This is a genomic window from Tabrizicola sp., from assembly GCF_030694085.1.
Classification (GTDB): domain Bacteria; phylum Pseudomonadota; class Alphaproteobacteria; order Rhodobacterales; family Rhodobacteraceae; genus Tabrizicola.
The window spans coordinates 40,387-60,416 of sequence record NZ_JAUXZE010000035.1; the positions used below are offsets into that span (position 1 = coordinate 40,387).

The window sequence follows — 20,030 nt, forward strand, 5'->3', positions numbered from 1 at the left end:
GGCATGCCCTGGCAGGACCGCTTTTCACTGACAGGCCGCAAGGCGCTGATTACCGGGGCCTCGAAGGGGATTGGGGCCGAGATCGCCCGCGTCTTCGCCGACGCCGGGGCGGACATCGTCGCCCTTGGTCGGGATGAGGCCGACCTTGCCACCACGGCAACGGCCGTCCGCGCCCAGGGCCGCCGCTGCCTGACGCTGGTGGCCGAAATGGCCAGCCCGACCGAACCCGTCGCCGCTTGCGAACGGGCGTTGCGGGAATGGGGCACCATCGACATCCTGGTGAACTCGGCCGGGATCGCCAATGTCGCCCCGGCGGTCGACTTCTCGACTGAAGACTGGGACCGGATGATGGCCGTAAACCTTCGCGCGCCCTTCCTGACCGCTCGGACGCTGGCCCCCCCGATGATCGCGCAACGGTGGGGGAAGGTGATCAACATTTCCTCCCAGACCGGAGTCATCGCGCTTGATGACCATGCGGCTTATGCCGCGTCCAAGGGAGGCCTCAACGCGCTGACGAAATCGCTCTGCGCCGAATGGGCACGGCACAATGTGCAGGTGAACGCGATCTGCCCCACGGTGGTGATGACCCCGATGGGCATCGAAGTCTGGGGCAAGCCGGAAAAGGGCGACCCGTTCCGCAACGCCACCCCCGCCCGTCGGTTTGCCGAACCTGTCGAGGTCGCGGATGCCGCCCTCTATCTTGCCTCGGACGCCTCCAGCATGGTCAACGGCGCGCTTTTGATGGTCGAAGGCGGGTTCACCAGTGTCTGATGTCTCTCTTGATGCCGGCGCGGGCGACATGCTCTCGGACGCGCCTTCGGCCTTTGCCCGTTACGAGGCGATCCGCCCCCGCCTGCCCCAGGCAAGCTTCCCGGCGCAGTCGTTGCACCTGCCCTCGCTGGAAGACGTGGCCGATCATGTCGATGGTTTCCTTCTTGATGCCTTCGGCGTGCTGAACGTCGGCGACACCGCAATCCCCGGTGCTGTGCAACGGCTGCGATCCCTGCGGGCGCGGGGCAAGCGGCTGGCGGTCCTGACCAACGCCGCCAGCTACACCCGCGCGCAGCTTCTGGCCAAGTATCACCGCCTGGGCTTCGACTTCACCGCCGACGAGGTCGTCGCCTCACGCGATGTCGCCGTCGCCCGGCTGGAACTGATCGCCCCCGGCGCCACCTGGGCCGTGATCGCGGCGGAAGGCGACAGCTTCGCCGACATCCCCGCGCGGCTGGTGGATGCCGTGGCCGACCCTTCCGCCCTGCTGAACGCGGACGGAGTACTGTTTCTCTCCACCGCCCGCTGGACCCCGGCCCTGCAGGCGGCACTGGTCGCCGCCCTGAAGCAGCGACCCCGTCCGCTGGTCATCGCCAACCCTGACCTCGTCGCGCCGCGCGAAGGCGGACTGACACTGGAGCCGGGCCTTTTCGGCCACGACCTTCTGGATCAGGTGCCGGTCAGGACCCATTGGTTCGGTAAGCCCTTTCCCGAGGCCTTTGCCGAAGGCATCGCGCGCACCGGCCTGCCTGCCGGACGTCTGGCGATGGTTGGCGACACGTTGCACACCGACGTCCTCGGCGGGGCGGCGGCGGGCTGTCGCAGCGTCCTCGTCACCGACCACGGCCTCTTCGCCGGACTGGACGTCCGCCCCTTCATCGCCGCCTCCCGCATGACCCCGGACTTCATCATCGGCAGCATCTAGAACGCAAGGCTTGGATCACCCGGTCGCCGCACCTGACGCGCAAAAAGCGGTCAGGACAGGATCAGGCTCAACCGAAGGTGACTTGCAGAACCGGCCGCGCACCTCGATTGTGCAGCTGTTGAACCGAATAAGGCCTTGCCTTGTCCCCTGCCGACTTAAGTCCCCTGCAGGGCCTTGGTCCGCCTCGCAGAAACAACGGATGTCCGGTCCCCGCCGCTTGGGCCGCCGCCGATCAGGAAAGGCCCTTGGATGAAGCTCGGCGTCCAGCTTGTCGTCATCGCACTGCTTGGCGCGGTGGCTGTGCCGGTGTCGGCCCGCTTTGTCCCCGGCACCCATCCCTGGCTGGACCGGATCGGCCTTCTCGGTCCGCTGACCACTGCCGGGCTGGTCCAGGTCGCGGATGCGGACAATGGCCGCCCCGGCCAGGGGGCGCGGGGGGCGGGCGACGTGCCGGTCATGGCCGTCCCGGTTGAAACCCGGGCGCTGCAGGACGTCCTGTCGGTCATCGGCTCCGGTCAGGGGGCGCAAGCGGCCGACCTGGCCTTTGGGGTCACGGGCCGGATTGTCGAAATTCCTGTCGCACCCAGCGACCAGGTCAAGGCCGGGACCGTGATCGCGCGACTGGATGCGGCGGGCGCGCAGCTGTCCGTCGATCGCGCCCGCCTGGTGCTGGAGGACGCACAACGCACTGTCACCCGGCTGGACCAGCTGGCGCAGTCCGGCACCGCCACCTCGCTGCAACGCCAGGAAGCCGAACTGGCCCTGCGCACCGCCGAACTTGAACTGCAGATCGCCGAGCGCACGCTGGCCGACCATCAGCTTCTTGCGCCGATCCCCGGCTTCGTGGGCCTGATCGGGCCGCAGCCGGGGGATCTTGTCACCCCCTCCACGGTCATCACCCGGATCGAGGACAGGTCCACCCTTGCGCTTGATTTCCGCGTTCCCGAACGCCTGGCATCCTTGATGCGGCTTGAAGATACGGTCAGCGCCACCGCGATTTCCCTGCCCGACAGCACGGTCGAAGGCCGGATCACCGCCCTCGACAACCGCGTGGACGAGGCCAGCCGCACCCTGCGCGTCAAGGCCAGCATCGCCAATCCCAAGGATCGTCTGCGCGCAGGCATGGCGTTCCGCATCGACCTTGCCTTCACCGGAGCCAGCTATTCCGCGGTCGACCCGCTCTCGATCCAATGGGGCACGGACGGGGCCTATGTCTGGGTCGTGCGCGAGGCAAAGGCGACACGGCTGCCGATCGGCATCGTGCAGCGCAACGCCGACTTCGTGCTGGTCGAAGGGGCGTTCCTGCCCGAAGACCTGGTGGTGACCGAAGGGGTGAACCTCTTGCGTCCCGGGGCCTCCGTCGCTGTCACCCCGCCACGAAGCTGACCGATGGCCCGCCCCACCCCCTTCCCCCAATCCCACCGCGTCGCACTGTTCGTCCGCCGCCCCGTGCTGGCCTTCGTGCTGAATGCCCTCATCGTGATTGCGGGCCTGGCCGCCCTGCTTGGCGTCGACGTGCGCGAGCTTCCGGCAGTCGAAAGGCCGGTCGTTTCGATCTCGACCAACTATTCCGGCGCAGCCCCCGAAGCCATCGACCGCGAGGTCACAGCGGTGATCGAAGGTGCCGCCAGCCGCATCCCGGGGGTCAAGACGATCTCCTCCTCCTCGCGGTTCGGCTCCAGCCGGGTGACGGTCGAATTCCAGGACGGCGTCGACCTCGATATCGCGGCCACCGACCTGCGCGATGCCGTGGCGCGGCTGTCGGGGTCCTTGCCCGACGGGGCCGATGCCCCCCGGGTGGTGAAGTCCGATGCCGATTCCGATGCCATCCTGCGCATCGCTGTCACCTCATCCCGGCGCACCGCCGACGAATTGACCGCACTGGTCAGCGACCTGGCCGAGGCGCGCCTGCTGGCCGCCCCCGGCGTCGCCGACCTGCAGATCTTCGGCGACCGCGAACTGGCCTTCCGGGTGGACATCGACCTGATGCAGCTCGCCGCGCGCGGGCTGACCGTGGCCGACCTGCGCGCCGTCCTGGCCAATGTCGCGCAGGAAGCGCCTGCCGGCACGCTCAGTTCCGACCGTCAGACCCTTCAGGTCCGCACCACGGCGGCAATAGCTACCGCCGAAGAGATCGAGGCCCTGACCATTGCCGGCGACGTCAGGCTGGGCGACGTGGCGCAAGTGACGCTTGGCCCCGAACCCGGCGCTTCGGTCCTGCGGGCCAATGGTGAAACGGGGATCGGCCTTGGCATCATCCGGCAGGCCAATGGCAACTCTCTCGCGATCTCGGCCGCCGTGCGCAAGGTGGTGGCTGACCTCCAGCCCCTCCTGCCCGAGGATGTGCAGATGTATGTCACCTCGGACAGCGCCGATTTCATCCAGGGCGCGATCCATGAGGTCGAGGTGGCCCTGGCCCTCTCGGTCCTGATCGTGACGGCGGTGATCTATCTGTTCCTGCGCGACGCGCGGGCGACGCTGATCCCGGTCGTGGCGATCCCCGTCGCGATGATCGGCACCCTGGCCGCGATCTGGCTGGTCGGGTTTTCCATCAACATCATGACCTTGCTTGCGCTCGTCCTTGCCACGGGCATTGTGGTCGATGACGCTATCGTCGTCCTGGAAAACATCGTCCGCCGGCGGTCGGAAGGCATGGGTGCCCGCGCCGCCGCCGTCCTTGGCGCCGAACAGATGTTCTTCGCGGTCCTCGCCACCACCGTCACACTGGCAGCGGTCTTCATCCCGCTCTCATTCCTGCCCGGCCAGACCGGGGGACTGTTCCGGGAATTCGGCTTCACGCTGGCGATCGCGGTCCTGTTGTCCTCGGTCACCGCATTGACGCTGTGCCCGGTGCTGGCCGCGCGGCTTTTGCGGCCCCACCCGGAAAAGCGCGGCTGGCTGGACAAGGTCGGGAATGTGCTTTCGGGAGCCTATGCCTGGACCCTGCGCCGCTGCCTCAACGCGCCCCTGGTCGCGGTCGCCGTCGCCCTTCTGTTCGCCGCCCTTGGCTTTGCAACCTTCACCACCCTGCGCCAGGAACTGACCCCGACCGAGGACCGCTCGGTGATCCTCCTTTCCGTCTCGGCCCCGCAGGGCGTGGCGCTGGACTACACCGACGGCAAGATGCGCGAGATCGAGGCGCTGGTCGAACCCCTGCGCGCCTCGGGCGAGGTCACCAGCGTCTTCGCCATCGCCGGGACCGGGGGCGGCAGCCGTGGCTTCATGGTGCTGACATTGGCGGACTGGGCGGCCCGCGACCGCACCCAGCAAGCGATCAGCGACGAGCTGACCGCTGGCATGCGCGGCATCGTCGGCATCCGCGCCTTCGCGATCCAGCCGAACTCGCTGGGCATCCGGGGCGCGGGTCAGGGCCTGTCCTTCGCGCTCCTCGGCGACGATTACGGCGACCTGGCAGAGGTCGCGCGCAGCCTTGTCGAGAAGATGGAAGAGAACCCCCGCTTCGGGCAGGTGCGCCTGGGCTACGACACCACCCAGCCCCAGCTATTCGTCCAGATCGACCGCGCCCGCGCCGAAGACCTTGGCGTCCGCGTCGATGGCCTGGGCGAAGCACTGCAAGCGGTCCTCGACGGCCGCACCGTGGGCACGATCTTCCTGCGGGATGAAAGCTACGACATCCGCCTTGTCTCCACCGAAACTCCGGTAGACGATCCCGGCGACCTGGAGCGGACCTTCGTGCCCTCGGACAACGGGCAACTGGTGCCGCTCTCGTCCTTCGCGACGCTGACGGAACGCCCGGTCGCACCCGAACTTGGGCGCGAATCGCAAAGCCGGTCCGTGCCGATCACGGCCTCGCTGACCCCCGACTTCCCCCTTGGCGCCGCACTGGACGAAGTGCAGGCGCTGTCCGGTGACCTTCTGTCCGAAAACATGCGCCTCGTTCCGATGGCCGAGGCTGCCACCTTGGGCGAAACCTCGTCGGGCCTTCTGGTGACCTTTGGCATCGCGCTTGCCGTGGTCTTCCTGGTGCTGGCCGCCCAGTTCGAAAGCTTCGTCTCCGCCGTGATCGTCATGGCCACCGTGCCCCTGGGCCTGGCCTGCGCGGTCTTCGCGCTATTGCTGACCGGCGGCAGCGTGAACGTCTATTCCCAGATCGGACTGGTGCTGCTGGTGGGGATCATGGCCAAGAACGGCATCCTGATCGTGGAATTCGCCGACCAGCTTCGCGAACGCGGTCACACCGTCCGCCAGGCCATCGAGGAAGCCTCGGTTGTTCGCCTGCGACCAGTGATGATGACGATGGTCGCCACCGTCCTCGGGGGCGTGCCCCTGGTGCTGGCGCAAGGCGCCGGGGCCGAGGCGCGCGCGGTCCTGGGCTGGGTCATCGTCGGCGGGCTTGGCCTAGCCACCCTGGCGACACTCTATGTCACCCCCGTGGCCTACCTGCTGCTCGCAGGCCTGGCCCGGCCCCGGTCGGCGGAAACCGCGATGCTGGAACGCGAGCTTGATACGGCGGCCCGCCTTACCACCCGAACCTGACCACCCGGACCTGACCACCCGGACCTGACCCGCGTCAGACCACCGAGGCGGCGGCAGTCTCGCCCGCGGCGGGCAGGACCTTGATCTGCAGGCGCAGGCGGGACAGACGGTCTGCCCGGACAGCCGGGGTCGGCAGCGCCACCGCTTCCCGCTCCAGGTCGACGCTGCGGATCGGGCGCGACGAAATCAGGGCCACGCCATCCTCCGCGACTTCTCCCGTCGCAGGATCGATCCCGACGTCAATCAACAGATGCGGCGAAAGCTCGGACAGGCGCTTGACGGCGGCCTGCAGCTCGACCTGCGGGTCCATCGCCGCAGGGGCCCACCGCCACCGCAGCATCCGGCCAGCCAGCCGGGTCAGCGAGAAGGCCTCCATCTCGGCGCGGCGACCGCGCTCGACCGAGCTTTCCTCTTCGTGGAATTCTGCCGGCTCCAGCCGGTGCGTGAAGATCTGTGCGATGGCGCTATGGGTCATGGTCATGGTCGTTTTCTCCTCCCTGGGCGCCGCATGGCCGCGCCGTATGTGCAGAGACTGCCACCGAACCCGCCCGCAGTCTGTTCCCTGGGGAACACTTGGCTGTTGTCGGAAGACCGCGTCGGCCCTACCATTCCGCCCGGGATGGGGAGACGGCGATGGGCACGGGAGGCAATTCGCTTTCGGCTGAAGCACGACCTGGCGGCCCGCTGCCGGGGCTGCCCTCGCGCCTGCAGTCCTTTCCGATCTTCTCGGCCCTGTCCGCGGAAAGCCTTGCCGAACTTGCCCAGGGCATGCGCGAGCAGCATTGGGGACCGGGGCAGCTGATCTTCTCGCGCGGTGACGCCGGTGACCATATGCTCGCCATCCTGGCGGGCCGCGTCCGTCTGGTCCTGTCCAGCGCCAGGGGACGCGAAATCGTGCTGCGCACGTTGGGCCCCTCCGACATCCTGGGCGAGATGGCGCTGATCGACGGCGAGCCGCGCTCGGCCGACGCGACAGCAGCCGAGGCGACCACCTGCCTCGTCCTGCCCCGCGCCCGGTTCGAGGCGGTGGCAGAGCGGCGTCCCGACATAGGCATGGCAATGGCGCGGCATCTCTCCAGCCATCTGCGCCGGACCAATTTCCAGATGGAATCAATCGCGCTTTACGACCTGCAGACCCGGTTGGTCCGTTTCCTGTTGCACAGCCTTGCCCACACGCCCGACACCGGCCAGGGCAACCAGCGGCGGCTGACCCTTGGCGTCAACCAGACCGATGTTTCCGCGATCCTTGGCGCCTCGCGGCCGAAGATCAGCCAGGCTTTCCAGGCGCTTATCGCCGTCGGGGCAATCCGTCGCGACGGCGATGCGTATCTTTGCGACGTGGCTGCGCTGACCGACCTTTGCGAAGGTCCCGCCGACTAGCCGGAAGAATACGCCATCGGGGTCACGGCGTCAGGACCACCTTGGTCCATTCGTTCTGGTTGTCGCTCGCTTCGGGCACCACGATCGGGCCCACATCCGAAAACGGCACCCGCGCAGATTGCGCAAGACCGCAGGCTGCCAGCGCCTCCTTGCCGACCGGCAGGAGGCGCTGTCGCAACGGATCCGCGCGTCAGCCTAGACCGGCTTGCAGAAGGCATCCTTCAGGGCCGAAACGACCATCGCCACCTCGGCCCGCGCCAGACTGTAGATCACGCTTTTCCCTTCGCGGCGGGTCTGCACGATCCCCTCGGCGCGCAGCCGCATCAGCTGCTGCGACACCGTCACGGGGCTTGACCCCAGCGATTCGGCAAGCTGAGTGACGTTCAACTCGCCCTCGACCAGGCAGCACAGAATCTGCAGCCGCCCTTCGTGAGACAGCGACTTCAACAGCGCCACCGCCTTCGACGCCTGCTCGGCCGTGCCACCGAAGCCTTCCAGCATCTCAGCCATCACCCGCTCCTATTCGTCCGCTCTTGATCGCCCGTCCTTACTCGAACGCGCACCCCTTCTTGACTCCCATCGCCCGGAACACCCGCGCCGCCGGACAGAAGCCGGTGAACGACGATTGCAGCAGGTTCAGCCCGATAAAGACGGTGAACCAGACGAACAGAGGCGAGACATAGGCCGTCAGCACGACGCTGAGAAGGACCATGACCCCGGCAAAACGCAGAACTGCAGCATCAAGTGACATTTCGTTACCCTTTCGTGGTTTCTTTAAGCTTGTCGATCCCCAGCACCTTCAGCGCCAGGCTTTCGTAGAACGGCTCGGATGTCCCCTTCCGCAGCTTGCGGATGAAGTATTTCTCGAACCCCGCCTTGGCCAGATGAACCCACTTGCCCGAGGATGACCAGTTGACGTTGCGCGGCGGGATCTGCGGTTGCGCCACAAAGGCGATGCCCCCGTCGCCGAAGTCCGCCAGGCAGACCGCGTTCCAGGTGCCGACACTGTCCGGCTCCTTGCCGCGCACGATGTTGCCGATGTTGTGCGCCGTCGCGGTGACCATCGATTCAATCATGAACCCGGTCTTCGGCACGCCGCAGGGCACGGGGGTCGGCCCCATCGGCGGGATCGCCACGCAGACACCCACGGCAAAGACGTTCTTGTACTTCGGGTTCCGCTGGTGCTTGTCGACGATGGTAAAGCCGCGCGGGTTGCTCAGTCCCTCGATGCCCGAGACCGGCTTGATCCCCCGGAACGCGGGCAGCATCATCGAAAACGCGAACGGCAGGTCCTTCTCGGCCTTGACCGATCCGTCCTCGCCGACTTCCTCCACGAACATGTGGCCCTCTTCCACCCGCTTGATCCGGGTGTTGGTCATCCACTTGATGTGCTTCTCGCGCATCTGGCTTTCCAGCAAGCCCTTGGTGTCCCCCACCCCGTCCAGCCCCAGATGGCCGACATAAGGTTCGGGCGTGACAAAGGTCATCGGCACCCGGTCCCGCACCTTGGCCCGGCGCAAAGCCGTCTCCAGGATGAACAGGAACTCATAGGCCGGACCGAAACAACTCGCCCCCTGCGCCGCCCCAATCACCACCGGGCCGGGGTTCGCCACAAGCTTTTCGAAGACAGCCTTGGCCGCCTCGGCGTGGTCGATATGGCAGATCGACTGGGTGAAGCCCTGCGGCCCCAGACCCGGCACCTCGTCGAAGGCCAGTTCCGGCCCAGTGGCAATCACAAGGTAGTCGTATGAAACCGACTTCCCGTCGACCAAGGCAATCCGGTTCTCCTCGGGCACCAGCTTTTCCGCCGCCACCGGGATGAACTCGATCCCCTTCTTCTGCATGGTCGGGGCGAGGTCGACCGTGATGTCTTCGCGATCCCGCCAGCCCACCGCAATCCAGGGGTTCGAGGGCACGAAGTGATACTTCGGGTCCTTGGTGACCACCGTCACCTTGTCCTCGGGACGAAGCTGGTCCTTCAACTCGTAAGCCATGATGGCGCCGCCAAGACCGGCCCCCAATACAACGACATGTGCCATTTCAGTCTCCTCTTCTGATCAGGCGATGGCTTCCGACCCGGTTCGGAACACGCGATAGATCGCCGGGATGACAAGGACGGTCAGCAGGGTCGAACTCAGCAGACCGAACAGCAGCGAGATTGCGAGACCCTGGAAGATCGGGTCCGCCAGGATCACCACCGCGCCGATCATGGCGGCGATGGCGGTCAGAAGGATCGGCTTGAACCGGATCGCCCCGGCCTCGATCAACAGGTCCACGGTCACCGTGTCCCCCTTCCCGTGGCGGATGAAGTCCACCAGGAGGATCGAGTTGCGCACGATGATCCCGGCCAGCGCAATGAAGCCGATCATTGACGTGGCCGAAAACGGGGCTGCGAACAGCCAGTGACCCAGCATGATTCCCAGGAACGTCAGCGGGATCGGCGTCAGGATCACCAGCGGCAGCTTGAACGACCCGAACTGCGCCACGACCAGGATGTAGATGCCCAGAAGCGCAATCCCGAACGCCGCCCCCATGTCGCGGAAGGTGACAAAGGTCACTTCCCATTCGCCGTCCCACAGCAGGGTCACCTTGTCCTCGTCCTCGGGCTGGCCGTGCAGCGAAATCTCGGGCTTGGTGCCTTCCGGCCAGTCCATCGCCTCGATCTGGTCGGCGACCGCCAGCATCCCGTAAAGCGGCGCCTCGAAAGCCCCGGCAAGTTCCGCCGTCACCATCTCGGCATCGCGGCCGTTGTGGCGGAAGATCGGGAAGCTGGCGGCCTCCTCCTTCACCCGGATTACGTCGCCCAGTTCCACCACGCCCCGCGCGCCCGGCAGGGCATTGGCGGGGATGGGAGTCGTCAGGAAGCGTTCGTCCAGCACCCGGTCCGCCTTGTCGCGGCCCACGACCAGCGGGATCGGCAGGCGGCCCTCGCCCCGGTGGGAATAGCCGACCGTCTGTCCGCTGTTCAGCAGCGCCAGCGTGTCGAACACGTCCTGCTCCTGCACTGCGTAGAAATCCAGATCGTCCGAGGAAATCGTCGCCCGCAGCCGCCGCGCCTGGGTCCCGAAACTGTCGTCCACGTCCACGATGAACGGCACCGCCTCGAAGGCCTCGCGGATCTTCGTCGCCGCCGCCCGCCGCGTTTCGGCATCGGGGCCATAGACCTCGGCCAAGAGGGTCGAGATCACCGGCGGACCCGGCGGGGGTTCCACCACCTTCAGGCTCGTCCCTTCGGGCACGGCCAGCGCGGCAAGCCGCGTCCGCAGGTCCAAGGCGATGTCATGGCTCGCCCGGTCGCGGTCGGTCTTCGGCGCCAGGTTGATCGCCACCTCGCCCAGTTGCGGTTCCGACCGCAGGTAATAGTGCCGCACCAACCCGTTGAAGTTGAACGGCGCAGGCGTCCCGGCGTAGGTCTGGACCGAAGTCACCTCTTCCAGCCCCATCACCACATCGGCGACATCGCGCGCCACCCGGTCGGTGGCTTCGATCGACGATCCTTCCGGCAGGTCGATCACCACCGAAAGCTCGGACTTGTTGTCAAAGGGCAGCAGCTTGACCGTCACGTCGCGGGTATAAAGCGCCGCCAGCGACCCGAAGGACAGCACCGCCGTGACCAGCAGGAACGTCAGGCTGCGCCCCTTCGTTGCCAGCAAGGGCCGTGCCACCGCCATGTAAGAGCGTTCCAGCCAGCCGCCGTGGTGGCCGCCGTGGATATCGTCCTGGGCGTGTTCCTTCATGTCCGCCCGACCGGCGACCTTGACCATCAGCCAGGGGGTGATGATCACCGCCACGAAGAAGGAAAAGATCATCGCGGCGCTCGCATTGGCCGGGATCGGGGACATGTACGGCCCCATCAGCCCGCTCACGAACAGCATCGGCAAAAGGGCCACCACCACCGTCAGCGTCGCCACGATGGTCGGGTTGCCGACCTCTGCCACCGCCTCGATGGCGGCCTGGATGCGCGGCTTGCGGCGGTCCATGCCCCAGTGGCGGTCGATGTTCTCGATCACCACGATGGCATCGTCGACCAGGATGCCGATGGAGAAGATGAGCGCGAACAGCGACACCCGGTTCAGCGTGAAGCCCATGATCCAGGCCGCGAACAGCGTCAGCAGGATCGTCACCGGGATCACGATGGCGACCACCAGCGATTCACGCCAGCCGATCGCAAAGAAGACCAGCGCGATGATCGACACCGTGGCAAGGCCCAGGTGGAACAGAAGCTCGTTCGCCTTCTCGTTCGCCGTCTCGCCATAGTCGCGGGTGATGGTGATCTCCACACCCTCGGGGATCAGCTTCGCTTCCAGCGCATGAACCCGGTGCAGGACGTCCTCGGCCACGACGACCGCGTTGGCCCCCGCCCGCTTGGCAATCGCCAGCGTCACCGCGGGACCGCCCGTCAGCCCGTTCTCACCCTTCGCCAGATGCGAGACGATGGCGTCCTTCGTGTTCTCGACATACCGGACCGTCGCCACGTCCGAGACATAGACCGGCCGCCCGTCCCGCGTGGTCAAGAGAAGGTTCGCCACCTCGGCCGGCGCCGTCAGCGTCTCGCCCGCCACCAGATCGACCATCTGGCCCTGGTCGCGCAGCTTGCCGGTGTTCAGCGTCCGGTTCGCCTGGGAAACCTTCCCGGCCAACTGCTGCAAGGTCACGCCATACAGGGCCAGCCGGTCGGGGTCCGGCTCGATGCGGATCGCGTCCTGCGCGTCGCCGACCAGATAGGTCAGCCCCACATCCTCGGTCTTGGCCACCTCGGTCTGCAACGTCCGCGCGATCCGCGTCAGGTCGTTGGCGCTCATGTCCTCGGCCGACAGGGTCAGCGTCAGGATCGCCACGTCGTCGATGCCGCGACCGACAATCAGCGGCTCGGGGATGCCCACCGGGATCGCCCCGATGTTCGCGCGCACCTTGTCATGCACCCGCAGGATCGCGTCCTCGGACCGCGTGCCAACCTCGAACCGCGCCGTCACCATCGCCGCATCGTCGCGGGTCGAGGAATAGACATGCTCGACGTCGTTGATGCCCTTGACGATGACCTCCAGCGGTTCCGTCACCAGCTTGACCGCATCCTCGGCCTTCAGCCCCTGCGCCATCACGTGAATGTCGACCAACGGGACCGAGATCTGCGGCTCTTCCTCGCGGGGCAGCGAGACCAGCGCCACCAGACCCGCCGCCAGCGCGGCCAGAATGAACAGGGGCGTCAGCGCCGAGTTGATGAAGGCCTTGGTAAGCCCCCCGGCGATGCCCAGCGGATGCTTGCCGCGCTCACTCATGGCCCACCTCGCCCGTCACTTCGGCGGCAGGAACCACCACATCGCCCGCCGCAAGGCCGCTGATCACCTCGACCATCTCGACCCCGTCCACCAGATGCGCCTGCCCCGGCACGATGGACCGCAGCACCGCACCTTCGGCGCCCGCGACGCCCACGAAATCCAGCCCGGCCCGCGTCACCACGTCGGCCTTCGGAACCAGCAGCGCAGGCCGTTCGCCCACCGGCAGACGCACCAGCATCCGCGCGCCGACATAGGTGTCGGGCAGTCCCTCGATCTCGACATCCGCAACCACCCGGCCGCCTTCGATCAGCGGGTAGACCCGGGCCAGCGTTCCTTCGCGGTCCTCGCCGGTTTCGGAAATCAGGATCTTGTCGCCCGCCTCAAGCGCGCTGGCATGGCGTTCGGGCACCGCGATGCGCAGGAAGGTCCCGCCGCCGCCGACCACCGCCACCACTTCGCCCGGCATCAGCACCGCGCCCAGGGTCTGCGGCACATCCAGCACCCGACCCGCGCCGGGGGCCAGAACGACGCCCTCCTTCGCCTGCTGCGCGATCACATCCGCCTGTGCCGTCAGCGAGGCGATCTGCCCCTTCAGCACATCCACCTGCGTCCGCAGAGCATCGACGCGCTGCATCGTGGTGACCCCGTTCTTCAAGAGATCCTCGCCACGCTGCAGATCGGCCTCGGCATTGGCCAGCTGCGCGCCCAAAGCCTCACGCTGTGCCGCAAGCGCCGCCAACTGGAAGTCCAGCTTGTCATCGACGATCCGCGCCAGTTCCTGCCCTGCCGCCACGATGTCGCCCTCGACAACCGAAAGCTCGACAAGCGTGCCCCCGATCCGCGCCCGCGCCGGGATCCGGTCCCGCGCCTCGACCGTGCCATAGACGGCCTTCCACTCGGTCACGGTGACCGGGGCAAGGGTCAGCGGCTCGGCCTGAAGCGGCGTGGAAAGGGCAAGCAGACTTGCGGCAAGCAGAAAGGATGATGGGCGGATCATGCAATGGCCTCCTGGATTGGCCAATACATATATAAAGCTTACTAGCTTTGCAATGGTTACGTTTCAGATTTCCGGCGCGTCGTCTCCTGGTCGAAGGCGTCTGAACCGGCGGCCCGATCCTTGCCCCGTGCTGATGCAGAACGGCGCGCCGGACCCAACCGACGCGCCGCCCAAACCTTAACAATTCCTGAACGCCCGCGACCAAGTTGTTGGATTTGCAAGGCTAGTCGCGATTGTCCACCGCGGACAGATTTCAGGCCTCGACCCAAAGCCCCTCGTCTTTGACGATCTTGTAGGCCTCGTCCAGCGACGTCTTCGCACGGCTGATCAGGATGTCGATCTCGTCCGTCGTGATCACCAGCGGAGGCGCGATGATCATCCGGTCTCCCACCGCCCGCATGATCAGATCGTTGGCAAAACACCGCTCCCGCGTCCGGTAGCCGACATTCGCGTCCTCGGGGAACTTCGCCCGCTTGGCCTTGTTCGGGGTCAGCGCAATGGACCCCATAAGGCCCACCAGCTTTGCCTCGCCCACCATCGGATGATCCGCCAGCGCGTCCCAGCGTTCCTTCAGATAGGGATGCGCCACGTCCCTGACATGCTCCACGATCCGCTCGTCCTGCATGATCCGCAGATTCTCCAGCGCCACTGCCGCCGCGACCGGATGGCCCGAGTAGGTGTAGCCGTGGAAGAACTCCCCCGCCCCGCCGACAACCTCGGCCACTTCGTCGCAGACGATACTGCCGCCGATCGGCTGGTAGCCCGAGGACAACCCCTTCGCGATGGTCATGATATGCGGCTTGATCCCGAAGGTCTCGGACCCGAACCAGTTCCCCGTCCGCCCGAACCCCGTGATCACCTCGTCCGCGATCAGCAGAATCCCGTACTTGTCGCAGATCCGCTGGATCTCCGGCCAGTAGGTCTTCGGCGGAATGATCACCCCACCCGCACCCTGCACCGGCTCACCGATGAACGCGGCCACATTGTCCGGCCCAAGCTGCAGGATCTTCTCCTCCAGCTGCCGCGCGCGCGCCAGGCCGAACTCGTCCTCCGACATGTCGCCGCCTTCGCCCCACCAGTAGGGTTGGTCGATATGCTCGATCCCGTCGATCTTGCCACCATGCGCATGGATCGGCTTCATCCCCCCAAGCGAGCCGCCGCCCATCGTCGAGCCATGATACCCGTTCCAGCGCGCGATGATGGTCTTGCGCCAGGGCATGCCCTTCACGTCCCAGTACCGCCGCACCAGACGGATGTTGGTGTCGTTCGCTTCCGACCCCGAGCCGGCAAAGAAGACGTGGTTCAGATCACCGGGGGCAAGCTTGGCAATCTCCGCCGCCAGCGCGATGGCCGGCACATGGGTCGTCTGGAAGAAGGTGTTGTAATAGGCCAACTCCTCCATCTGCCGCGCCGCAACCTGGGCAAGTTCCTTCCGCCCATAACCGATGTTCACGCACCAAAGCCCCGCCATGCCGTCGATGATCCGGTGACCCTCGCTGTCGGTCAGCCAGACGCCTTCCCCCCGCGTGATGACCCGAGCCCCCTTGGCCGCAAGCCCCGCCTTGTCGGTGAAGGGATGGAAATGGTGTGCCGCGTCCAGACGCTGCAACTCGGCCGTCGGCATGTGGTTGGTGATCATGTTCATGGGGGTGACCTCGCGGAATCAGCAGGGCCGAATGCCCCGTCTTGACTGCAGGATATGATCAAACGCGCCGCTGTTCAAGAAATTTGATCAAATTCCCGAAACGCCGACGCCCCATTCATCTTTGCCCTAATATCCCCGCCGGAGGCTCATCCGAGCCGCTTTGCGTCCTTCACGCAAAGCGGCGAGACAAAAAGCCTCGCGCCGAAAGGCGCTCGATTTGGAAACCGTCAGTGACCCTCGGCAAGCGCCTGCCGGACATGATCGATGCCCTGCTGGATGTCCTGCTCGATGGCGCGGGCCAGGCCCTTCGCATCCCCCGCCCGCATCGCCGCCAGCGCCTCGCGGTGCAGGTCGGGTGCCGCCTCGCGGCCATAGCGGTCGATCACCGCGCGCAAGCTTGGCCCGGCCCGCAGCCACAACGACCGCGCAAGGTCCAAGAGCACCGGGGCCTCCGCCGCCTCGTAAAGCGCAAAGTGGAAGGCGTGGTTGGCCGCAAGGTAATCCGGCAGCTTCCCCGCCTCGATCGCCCGGTTCACCGCGCCGTCGATCGCCTCCAGCCGGTCGATCTGCCCCGCCGTCAGCCTCAGTGCCGCAAGTTCCGCCAGCTTCGGTTCGATTGCCAGCCGGGCAAACGCCACCTGCTCCAGCATCTCGGACGACAGTTCCGGCACCGCCACGCGCCGGTTGCCCTGCGGCAGAAGCGCCCCCTCGGCCGTCAGCCGCCGGATCGCCTCGCGGACCGGGGTCATTCCGGCGTCCAGTTCCGTGATCAGGCCCTGGATCGTGACCGGGGCACCCGGTGCCAGATGCCCATACAGGATCATGTCGCGCAGCCGCGCGTAGGTGACCTCGTGGCTGGGGATCTTGCGGGTGTCGGCGTCCATCGGGGCTCCCTTCGGCTCACGCCCTTTATGACCGCATACGCCCGGCAATCAAGAGTTGATCAAATCCATCTGATCAAATCCTCAATCCGCTTTGGGCGCATAGCGGAACCGCGTCACATCCGCCGTCCAGCCCTGCCCCGTCAGGTCATGCGCCACGACGCCCACGAAGGCCCCGGTAAAGCTTGCATGCTCGCCCCGCCCGCCTTCGTCCGAGACGATGGAGGCATCAAGCTCCGGCCCGACCGCCACGCCATTGACGCTGAACCGCTGCACCGCCCGATCCACGGTCACGCCAAGCGTCACCTTGCCCTCTGCCACCGGGAACCGCCCGTGGAAGGTCAGCGCCTCACCCGGCCAGTCGCCCAGACACGACACCAGCGTCACCACCCGCTCGCCACCTTCCCGCGTCACCAGCGCCGCATGGAACTTGTGCCGGTTGTAATAGGTGATCAGCCCAGCCGCCCGCTGCCAGTTCGGCGGGTCGGCCACGACTTCACACTCCGCCTGATAGGACGGCTCATCCTGACGCCGCGCCACCAGCGATTGCTCAAACCACGACCCCAGGCTCTCCCGCCCGATCAGTCGCAAGGCGCTCCCCGTCATCGTGAAGATGCGCTCCGGCTCTGGTGTCCGCAGCCACTGGAAGTCCATCGGCAGCGACGGTCCCCGGAAATCATACTCCACCGCACCCGGCACCACTCGATCCACCGGCAGATCGACCGTCGTGGGCGGCAGCATCCCTCCGTCCTTCAGCCAAAGCCACCCGTCGCGCCAGACCACCTCGGCCAGCCCCGTCTCGCGCCCCGTGGCACAGAACAGCCCGCGCGGCCCCTGCTGCGGCCGCCCGCAGAGGAACGAGTGCCAGAACCGCCCGTCATGCCCCTCGACATACTGCCCATGCCCCATCCGCTGAATCGGGTTCTGCGGATCGAACCGCGCCGTGATGACGTGCTTCTGGGGGTGAGTCTCATACGGCCCCCGGATGTCCCGCGACCGCGCAAGGGTGACGGCATGGTCATAGCCCGTGCCGCCCTCGGCTGTCGTCAGGTAGTAATACCCGTCATGCCAGAACAGATGCGGTGCCTCGGTCAGCCCCAGATCAGTCCCGACATAGATCGTCGTCACCTCGCCCAGCAGCCCCTCCTCCGGGTGCCATTCCTGCAACTCGATCCCGTCGAACAGGTCATTGGCCGGGTTCAACCCGGTCCCCTTGCCGCGATGGTTCCAGCGCATGTTGACGAACCACTTGCGCCCGTCCCGGTCATGGAACAGCGACGGGTCGAAGCCCGAGGACGTCACATATTTCGGGTTCGACCAGTCCCCGTCGATGGTCGCGCAGGTGACAATATAGTTGTGCGCGTCCTTGAAGGCCCCATCCAGCCGCTTGACGTCGGTGTAGACCAGCCAGAACCGCCCGTCCGCGTGGCTCAGACAGGGCGCCCAGATCCCGCAGCTGTCCGGGTTCCCGCGCATGTCCAGCTGGCTTGCCCGCCGCAAGGGACGGCTGACCAGCCGCCAGTTCACCAGATCGCGGCTGTGGTGGATCTGCACACCGGGATACCATTCAAAGGTCGAGGTCGCGATATAGTAATCCTCGCCCACCCGGCAAAAGCTGGGGTCAGCGTTAAAGCCACGGATCACGGGATTTTCCAGCATCATCAACCTCCTGTCATTGATGCGGGCGGAAGGATCCCTCAATCCCTCCGCCCGCCCGCGGCCAACCTGACAGGGAGGTGCCAGGTCTCGGCCAACCCTTAACGCAACAGCGCCCGCGCCTCATCCGGCGACAACGCCGCTGGCCGGGTGCAAGTGGTGGTCAGCGTGACAAAGCCCCCCGTCTCGCCCGAGGTCAGGCAGGCGGTCATCACGTCCACCCCATGCAGCGTCCGCTCCAGCGAACACCGCGCATCGCGCCCGCCCTGCAGCGCCGCGACCATGTCGGCCAGCCCCGCCGTGCGGTAGTTCGCCAGATCGCGGCCATTGTGGTGCTGGTTGATGACGCCGAACGGGTGATCCCAGGGCTCAACCGTGGTCAGCGTGCCCGCCTTGTCCGCCACTTCGACCGTGCCGCCAAAGAAGTTCGGGTCCGGCATATACATCGTGCCTTCGGTCCCGTAGAACTCGAAGTGGTTGCGCTTGTGGTGCCAGACGTCCCAAGACGTCGTCAGGTTCACCACCGCGCCGGAATGGAACTCCAAGAGCGCATGGATGTTCGTCGGCGTCTTGACCGGGATCTCCTGCCCCGCCCGCGCGCCCGATCCGATGGTCCGCGTCGGCGTCTGGGACGAAGTGATCGCGCCCACGCGGCGCACCGGGCCCAGGAAGTTGATCAGGTTCGCCACATAATACGGCCCCAGGTCCAGCATCGGCCCCGCGCCCGGCAGGAAGAAGAACTCCGGGCTCGGGTGCCAGCCTTCCGGCCCGTGGTTCTGCACGCAGGCCACCGCCGAGGTGATCGTGCCGATCCGCCCCTCATCAAGGATCGCCCGCGCCTGCTGGTGCGCGCCGCCCAGGAACGTGTCGGGGGCACAGCCGACCGCCAAGCCCTTCGACGCCGCCAGATCGCGCAGCGTCTTGCCCTCGTCCAGCGTCAGGACCAGCGGCTTTTCGGAATAGGCGTGCTTGCCCGCCTCCAGGATGCGCTTCGTCACCGCATAATGCGCGTCGGGGATGGTCAGGTTGATGACCACATCCACGTCCTTGTTCGCCAGCAGGTCATCGACCGACTGCGCCTTGACGTTGAACTCCGCCGCCCGCGCTGTCGCTGCCTCCATGTTCAGGTCGGCGACGGCCCGCACCTCAAGTCCTTTGAACAGGGGCGCCAGCCGCAGATAGCTGGTCGAGATGTTGCCCGCTCCGATGATACCGATACCAAGATTTGCCATTTTCTCTATTCCTCAGAAAGCTTTGGCCGAAGCGATCGAACGCGTTGCGAACCGCGCGTCATCCTTCGGGTTGTCGTGTTCCATGACGAAGTGCTTGACCCCGACCTTGCGCAGCGCGGCCATGATGGTCGGCCAGTCGACCGTCCCCTGGCCGACGTCGGCCCAGCCGTCCTCATCGGTGTTCTCGCCTGCCGGCGCGATGTCCTTGACGTGGGCTGCAGTGATCCGGTCCTTGTATTTCTCGATCCAGGCCAGCGGGTCCGCACCACCACGGATCACCCAGGCCACGTCCATCTCCCATTCCAGCCCCGGCCCACCCTCGAAGATGCGGTCCTGCGGCAGGCTGCCATCGGACAGCGCCTTGAACTCGAAGTCGTGGTTGTGCCAGCCGAACCCGTAGCCCGCCGCCTTGTAGGGCGCGCCGGCCTTCTGCAGCCGCTCGCCGAACGCCTTCCAGCCAGCCGCATCCGTTGGCCGGTCATCGGGCATGACATAGGGGCAATACAGCCGCTCCATCTTCAGCGCCTTGGCGATGCCAAGGACCTTGTCGACCTCGGTCTCCAGCTGCCCCAGCCCGAAGTGTCCCGTCGGCATCGTCAGCCCGGTCGCCGCCAGCCCGGCCTGCGTCGCCGCCACCGCCGCATCGTCGGCATAAAGCGCGCCGTAGCCTTCCACGCCGGTGTAGCCCGCTTTCGAGACCAGCTCGAAGGTCCGCGACATGGGCGGGAAGTTGCGCGAGGAATAGAGTTGATAGCTGAACATGGGTCTAC

17 protein-coding genes are annotated in these 20,030 nt (G+C 66.4%); 5 read left to right on the forward strand and 12 right to left on the reverse strand.

Annotated elements, in window-relative coordinates:
• The first annotated feature begins 3 nt into the window (after nucleotides 1–3).
• The 4 genes from Q8M85_RS05155 (at nucleotide 4) to Q8M85_RS05170 (ending at nucleotide 6,193) form a co-directional block, all read left to right on the forward strand.
• The gene (locus Q8M85_RS05155; protein WP_305541149.1) at nucleotides 4–771 is read left to right on the forward strand and encodes an SDR family NAD(P)-dependent oxidoreductase; all 768 of its coding nucleotides are present in this window, start codon (nucleotides 4–6) and stop codon (nucleotides 769–771) included.
• Nucleotides 764–1,696 (forward strand): HAD-IIA family hydrolase, encoded by a 933-nt coding sequence (locus tag Q8M85_RS05160; protein ID WP_371135204.1) that lies wholly within the window; start codon nucleotides 764–766, stop codon nucleotides 1,694–1,696. Before Q8M85_RS05155 ends, Q8M85_RS05160 begins: the two co-directional genes overlap by 8 nt.
• A 249-nt stretch (nucleotides 1,697–1,945) precedes the next feature.
• Nucleotides 1,946–3,082 carry an efflux RND transporter periplasmic adaptor subunit gene (locus Q8M85_RS05165; protein WP_305541152.1) on the forward strand — a complete coding sequence of 379 codons (1,137 nt, stop codon included), beginning with the start codon at nucleotides 1,946–1,948 and terminating at the stop codon, nucleotides 3,080–3,082.
• Nucleotides 3,083–3,085: 3 nt separating this feature from the next.
• Nucleotides 3,086–6,193 (forward strand): efflux RND transporter permease subunit, encoded by a 3,108-nt coding sequence (locus Q8M85_RS05170; protein ID WP_305541155.1) that lies wholly within the window; start codon nucleotides 3,086–3,088, stop codon nucleotides 6,191–6,193.
• 34 nt (nucleotides 6,194–6,227) lie between these two features.
• Here the strand turns inward: Q8M85_RS05170 and Q8M85_RS05175 are convergent, their stop codons facing one another.
• Nucleotides 6,228–6,674 (reverse strand): hypothetical protein, encoded by a 447-nt coding sequence (locus tag Q8M85_RS05175; RefSeq protein WP_305541158.1) that lies wholly within the window; start codon nucleotides 6,672–6,674, stop codon nucleotides 6,228–6,230.
• A gap of 152 nt (nucleotides 6,675–6,826) precedes the next feature.
• Here Q8M85_RS05175 and Q8M85_RS05180 point away from each other — a divergent pair, with 152 nt between their 5' ends.
• Nucleotides 6,827–7,573, forward strand: coding sequence for a Crp/Fnr family transcriptional regulator (locus Q8M85_RS05180; RefSeq protein ID WP_305541160.1), 747 nt, complete (start codon nucleotides 6,827–6,829; stop codon nucleotides 7,571–7,573).
• 22 nt (nucleotides 7,574–7,595) lie between these two features.
• Here the strand turns inward: Q8M85_RS05180 and Q8M85_RS05185 are convergent, their stop codons facing one another.
• The 11 genes from Q8M85_RS05185 to Q8M85_RS05235 all read right to left on the reverse strand — a co-directional run bounded on the left by Q8M85_RS05185 (nucleotide 7,596) and on the right by Q8M85_RS05235 (nucleotide 20,022).
• Nucleotides 7,596–7,751, reverse strand: a complete 156-nt coding sequence (locus tag Q8M85_RS05185; protein WP_305541162.1) for a hypothetical protein — start codon at nucleotides 7,749–7,751, stop codon at nucleotides 7,596–7,598.
• A 17-nt stretch (nucleotides 7,752–7,768) separates the two neighbouring features.
• Nucleotides 7,769–8,083: a helix-turn-helix transcriptional regulator gene (locus Q8M85_RS05190; protein WP_305541165.1), complete on the reverse strand. Its 315-nt coding sequence runs from the start codon at nucleotides 8,081–8,083 to the stop codon at nucleotides 7,769–7,771.
• Between the two features lie 37 nt (nucleotides 8,084–8,120).
• Nucleotides 8,121–8,324, reverse strand: a complete 204-nt coding sequence (locus Q8M85_RS05195; RefSeq protein ID WP_305541168.1) for a DUF2892 domain-containing protein — start codon at nucleotides 8,322–8,324, stop codon at nucleotides 8,121–8,123.
• A 4-nt stretch (nucleotides 8,325–8,328) separates the two neighbouring features.
• Nucleotides 8,329–9,612: an NAD(P)/FAD-dependent oxidoreductase gene (locus Q8M85_RS05200; RefSeq protein WP_305541171.1), complete on the reverse strand. Its 1,284-nt coding sequence runs from the start codon at nucleotides 9,610–9,612 to the stop codon at nucleotides 8,329–8,331.
• Nucleotides 9,613–9,630: 18 nt separating this feature from the next.
• Nucleotides 9,631–12,849: an efflux RND transporter permease subunit gene (locus tag Q8M85_RS05205; RefSeq protein ID WP_305541174.1), complete on the reverse strand. Its 3,219-nt coding sequence runs from the start codon at nucleotides 12,847–12,849 to the stop codon at nucleotides 9,631–9,633.
• A complete protein-coding gene (locus tag Q8M85_RS05210; RefSeq protein WP_305541177.1) occupies nucleotides 12,842–13,846 on the reverse strand; it encodes an efflux RND transporter periplasmic adaptor subunit in 1,005 nt (334 codons plus the stop codon). The genes Q8M85_RS05205 and Q8M85_RS05210 overlap by 8 nt, the downstream gene beginning before the upstream one ends.
• 253 nt (nucleotides 13,847–14,099) lie before the next feature.
• Nucleotides 14,100–15,491: an aspartate aminotransferase family protein gene (locus Q8M85_RS05215; protein ID WP_305541180.1), complete on the reverse strand. Its 1,392-nt coding sequence runs from the start codon at nucleotides 15,489–15,491 to the stop codon at nucleotides 14,100–14,102.
• Nucleotides 15,492–15,718: 227 nt separating this feature from the next.
• Nucleotides 15,719–16,375 carry a GntR family transcriptional regulator gene (locus Q8M85_RS05220; RefSeq protein WP_305541183.1) on the reverse strand — a complete coding sequence of 219 codons (657 nt, stop codon included), beginning with the start codon at nucleotides 16,373–16,375 and terminating at the stop codon, nucleotides 15,719–15,721.
• A gap of 81 nt (nucleotides 16,376–16,456) precedes the next feature.
• Nucleotides 16,457–18,031, reverse strand: coding sequence for a glycoside hydrolase family 43 protein (locus tag Q8M85_RS05225; RefSeq protein WP_305541186.1), 1,575 nt, complete (start codon nucleotides 18,029–18,031; stop codon nucleotides 16,457–16,459).
• 98 nt (nucleotides 18,032–18,129) lie between these two features.
• Complete coding sequence (locus tag Q8M85_RS05230) at nucleotides 18,130–19,260, reverse strand: Gfo/Idh/MocA family protein (protein ID WP_305541189.1); 1,131 nt, start codon at nucleotides 19,258–19,260, stop codon at nucleotides 18,130–18,132.
• Between the two features lie 12 nt (nucleotides 19,261–19,272).
• A complete protein-coding gene (locus Q8M85_RS05235) occupies nucleotides 19,273–20,022 on the reverse strand; it encodes a sugar phosphate isomerase/epimerase (RefSeq protein WP_305541191.1) in 750 nt (249 codons plus the stop codon).
• Nucleotides 20,023–20,030: the final 8 nt, after the last annotated feature.

Bases quoted from the DNA above. Each gene is read 5' to 3' on its own strand.
- Q8M85_RS05155 (WP_305541149.1), top strand. From the start codon at position 4: ATGCCCTGGCAGGACCGCTTTTCACTGACAGGCCGCAAGGCGCTGATT.
- Q8M85_RS05165 (WP_305541152.1), top strand. From the start codon at position 1,946: ATGAAGCTCGGCGTCCAGCTTGTCGTCATCGCACTGCTTGGCGCGGTG.
- Q8M85_RS05170 (WP_305541155.1), top strand. From the start codon at position 3,086: ATGGCCCGCCCCACCCCCTTCCCCCAATCCCACCGCGTCGCACTGTTC.
- Q8M85_RS05175 (WP_305541158.1), bottom strand. From the start codon at position 6,674: ATGACCATGACCCATAGCGCCATCGCACAGATCTTCACGCACCGGCTG.
- Q8M85_RS05180 (WP_305541160.1), top strand. From the start codon at position 6,827: ATGGGCACGGGAGGCAATTCGCTTTCGGCTGAAGCACGACCTGGCGGC.
- Q8M85_RS05190 (WP_305541165.1), bottom strand. From the start codon at position 8,083: ATGGCTGAGATGCTGGAAGGCTTCGGTGGCACGGCCGAGCAGGCGTCG.
- Q8M85_RS05195 (WP_305541168.1), bottom strand. From the start codon at position 8,324: ATGTCACTTGATGCTGCAGTTCTGCGTTTTGCCGGGGTCATGGTCCTT.
- Q8M85_RS05200 (WP_305541171.1), bottom strand. From the start codon at position 9,612: ATGGCACATGTCGTTGTATTGGGGGCCGGTCTTGGCGGCGCCATCATG.
- Q8M85_RS05205 (WP_305541174.1), bottom strand. From the start codon at position 12,849: ATGAGTGAGCGCGGCAAGCATCCGCTGGGCATCGCCGGGGGGCTTACC.
- Q8M85_RS05210 (WP_305541177.1), bottom strand. From the start codon at position 13,846: ATGATCCGCCCATCATCCTTTCTGCTTGCCGCAAGTCTGCTTGCCCTT.
- Q8M85_RS05215 (WP_305541180.1), bottom strand. From the start codon at position 15,491: ATGAACATGATCACCAACCACATGCCGACGGCCGAGTTGCAGCGTCTG.
- Q8M85_RS05220 (WP_305541183.1), bottom strand. From the start codon at position 16,375: ATGGACGCCGACACCCGCAAGATCCCCAGCCACGAGGTCACCTACGCG.
- Q8M85_RS05225 (WP_305541186.1), bottom strand. From the start codon at position 18,031: ATGCTGGAAAATCCCGTGATCCGTGGCTTTAACGCTGACCCCAGCTTT.
- Q8M85_RS05230 (WP_305541189.1), bottom strand. From the start codon at position 19,260: ATGGCAAATCTTGGTATCGGTATCATCGGAGCGGGCAACATCTCGACC.
- Q8M85_RS05235 (WP_305541191.1), bottom strand. From the start codon at position 20,022: ATGTTCAGCTATCAACTCTATTCCTCGCGCAACTTCCCGCCCATGTCG.